Below are 2,441 nucleotides of genomic sequence, written 5' to 3'. Positions count from 1 at the left end.
GGGCGCGCCGATGTCCACGCTGTAGCGGCGGACGCCCATGCGCCGGGCGAGAACCGAGAGCTGCGGGTGGAGTTCCAGGCCGAGCAGCCGCGCGACTCGCAGGGCGACCTCGTCCACCTCGGCGATCGGCCCGAGCGGCAGACCGGAGTCGGAGAGGAAGCTGCCTCGCAGCGCGCCCACGGACCGGGCGATCCCGGTGCGGGTGCGGGTGACGAGGCTGGCGCCCTGCTCGATGACCACGGCACCGCGGTCCGTCAGGGCCTTGCCCAGCTCCAGCAGGGCGCGCTCGCAGTCGGCGGCGTCCTGCTGGGACAGCAGGCCCCACAGGCCGTCGTAGGTGCCCGCGACGAGGACGAGGGCCTTCTCTCCGTCGCGTTCCCGGAATGCGCGGTACGGGAGGGATGGCAGGTCGCAGGGCCCGATCTCGAAGCCGGGGAACTCCGCCCTGAGCGCGGCAAAGCGTGCTTCGATGTCGTCTACCCCCGGGGTGGACTTGGCTGGGTTGCTCATCGGCCCGGCTCCTGTTCCTTGGACTGGACACGCCAAGCATGGACCTGAACAAGTTCTGATCACAAGAACTTGTAACCGAAGAGTCATGCCGCCCTGACCTGCCGCCGTGAGAAAGTGCCGACATGACCGAACAGGGACCCACCACTCGGCAGCGCCGCCTGTCCGCCGAACTCCGGCGCCTCCGCGAGGAGGCCGGACTCACGCCCGAGCAGGCCGCCGGCGCGATCGGCTGGTCGCGCCCCAAGCTGGTGAAGATCGAGCTGGCCACGTCGCCCGCGACGGTCGGCGACGTCGAGCGGATCCTGTCGACCTACGGCGGCACGGACGAGGCGGTGAAGCTGGCGCTCATGCAGCTCGCCCGCGACGTCCGCAAGCGCGGATGGTGGGCCGCCTACGGTGATGTCCTCGCCGGCTCCTACGCCGAGCTTGAGGACGCCGCATCGCACATCCGCATCTGGCAGGTACAGCTCATCCCCGGCCTGCTGCAGACGCAGGCGTACGCCCGCGCCATCATCACCAGCGGAGGCGTCACCGACCCCGAGGAGGTGGCGCGGCGCGTCGAGGTTCGGCTGCACCGGCAGGCGCTGCTAGTCCGGCCGGACGCTCCCCGGCTGGACATCGTGCTCGCCGAGGAAGTCCTTCACCGACCGGAGCCGGGCGCGATGATGGCCGAGCAGATGCACGCCCTGCTCGCGGTCGCCGAGCGGCCCAACGTGACCTTGCGCGTCGTGCCGCGGTCGGCCGGGCTGTTCCCCGGCGTCGGGCAGGGCTCGCTGATCACGTTCGAGTTCCCGGGCCCGGTCGACCTGTCGGTCGCCTACCTGGAGACGATGGCCGGAGGCATGTATCTGGAGGACGTGGCACAGGTCCGCCGCTGTAACGTGAGCTTCGACGGCATCGCGGCTGCGGCGCTGTCGGAACGGGCGTCGGCGGACCTTATCGCCGCCGTCGCAGGAGTCCAGTCCAAGGAGTAGTCCAGTCCATGAGCATCTCCAACGATGTGCTGGCGTCTGCCCGCTGGCGCAAGTCCACCCACAGTGCGACCGGTAACGACGCGTGCGTCGAGCTGGCCGACCTGACGAACGTCGTCGGTGTCCGTGATTCGGTCGACCCTGAGGGCCCGAAGCTGGCGTTCAGTCGCGGCGAGCTGGCGGCGCTGGTCGGCAGGATCAAGGCGGGCGAGCTGGCCCTGTAGGTCCGCGTACCCGGAAAGCAGGAGAGGCCCCCGGCATTGCCGGGGGCCTCGTCCAGTCCGGGAACAGAGTAACACCGCCCGCCGACCGGGAGGCCGACGGGCGGTGACGTGCGGGGCTACGGGCGCTGCTCGCCGTAGTAGCCGTCCAACTGGAGGTCCAGTTCGGCGAGGTCCGGGTGCTCGGTGACGTACTCGACGGGCGTCCGCTGGAGCGCCTCGACGAAGCCCCTGAGCGCCACGTTCGCGCGAGCCACGGACGCTGCGAGGTCGAGGTGCGCTGCCGTCCTGCGGTGCATCAGGGCGCGCAGGCGCAGGCTCAGGATCCGCCACTCGTCGTCGCTCATGCCGTCATCCTGCCTTACGGTGCGACGGCCGCGCGGGCCTGCTCGCCGTAGATGCCGAACGTCAGCACCTTCGCCGCCACCTTCGTCTCCGCGCACACCGTCCCGCTGGCCTTCTCCCCGGGCGCCAGCGTCAGCGCGTCGAACTCCTTCTCCGCCGCGCCGACGGCCGCCTCCCGCTTCTCGCCGTCGATGCCGGTGACCGAGAAGTCGTAGGGGTTGACCTCGATGTTGCCCTCGGTCTGGTTGACCACGACGGCCTTCACGCACGAGTACGGGCCGCCGCTGGCGAACTCGTGGGCGCGGTACGGGGTGCGCTTCGCGGTGAGCTTCACGGGCGGCTTGGACTCCTTGGTCTTCTTGCCGCCGGCGTCGCCCTGCTGCGCGGGCTGGAC

The 2,441-nt window shown here is 70.6% G+C and carries 5 protein-coding genes; 2 read left to right on the top strand and 3 right to left on the bottom strand.

What is annotated here, in order from left to right; translation table 11 throughout:
- The coding region (locus VIU94_RS10365; RefSeq protein ID WP_331909924.1) for a hypothetical protein at nucleotides 1-510 on the bottom strand (510 nt) is incomplete at its 3' end.
- Nucleotides 511-632: 122 nt separating this feature from the next.
- Between VIU94_RS10365 and VIU94_RS10360 the strand changes: the two genes are divergently transcribed.
- A complete protein-coding gene (locus VIU94_RS10360; protein WP_331909922.1) occupies nucleotides 633-1,484 on the top strand; it encodes a helix-turn-helix domain-containing protein in 852 nt (283 codons plus the stop codon).
- Between the two features lie 8 nt (nucleotides 1,485-1,492).
- Complete coding sequence (locus VIU94_RS10355) at nucleotides 1,493-1,705, top strand: DUF397 domain-containing protein (RefSeq protein WP_331909920.1); 213 nt, start codon at nucleotides 1,493-1,495, stop codon at nucleotides 1,703-1,705.
- A 116-nt stretch (nucleotides 1,706-1,821) separates the two neighbouring features.
- Here the strand turns inward: VIU94_RS10355 and VIU94_RS10350 are convergent, their stop codons facing one another.
- The gene (locus VIU94_RS10350; protein ID WP_331909918.1) at nucleotides 1,822-2,049 is read right to left on the bottom strand and encodes a hypothetical protein; all 228 of its coding nucleotides are present in this window, start codon (nucleotides 2,047-2,049) and stop codon (nucleotides 1,822-1,824) included.
- A gap of 14 nt (nucleotides 2,050-2,063) precedes the next feature.
- A partial coding sequence (locus VIU94_RS10345; protein ID WP_331909916.1) for a DUF4352 domain-containing protein occupies nucleotides 2,064-2,441 on the bottom strand: 378 nt, incomplete at its 5' end.

Origin of the sequence: Streptomyces sp. (assembly GCF_036566765.1) — a bacterium.
Taxonomy (GTDB): Bacteria; Actinomycetota; Actinomycetes; order Streptomycetales; family Streptomycetaceae; genus Streptomyces.
The sequence above is the reverse complement of the archived record's forward strand: the minus strand, read 5'-3'. Positions and strand labels throughout refer to the sequence as shown.

Excerpts from the sequence above, each read along its gene's own strand:
- VIU94_RS10360 (WP_331909922.1), top strand. The coding sequence starts at position 633 with ATGACCGAACAGGGACCCACCACTCGGCAGCGCCGCCTGTCCGCCGAA.
- VIU94_RS10355 (WP_331909920.1), top strand. The coding sequence starts at position 1,493 with ATGAGCATCTCCAACGATGTGCTGGCGTCTGCCCGCTGGCGCAAGTCC.
- VIU94_RS10350 (WP_331909918.1), bottom strand. The coding sequence starts at position 2,049 with ATGAGCGACGACGAGTGGCGGATCCTGAGCCTGCGCCTGCGCGCCCTG.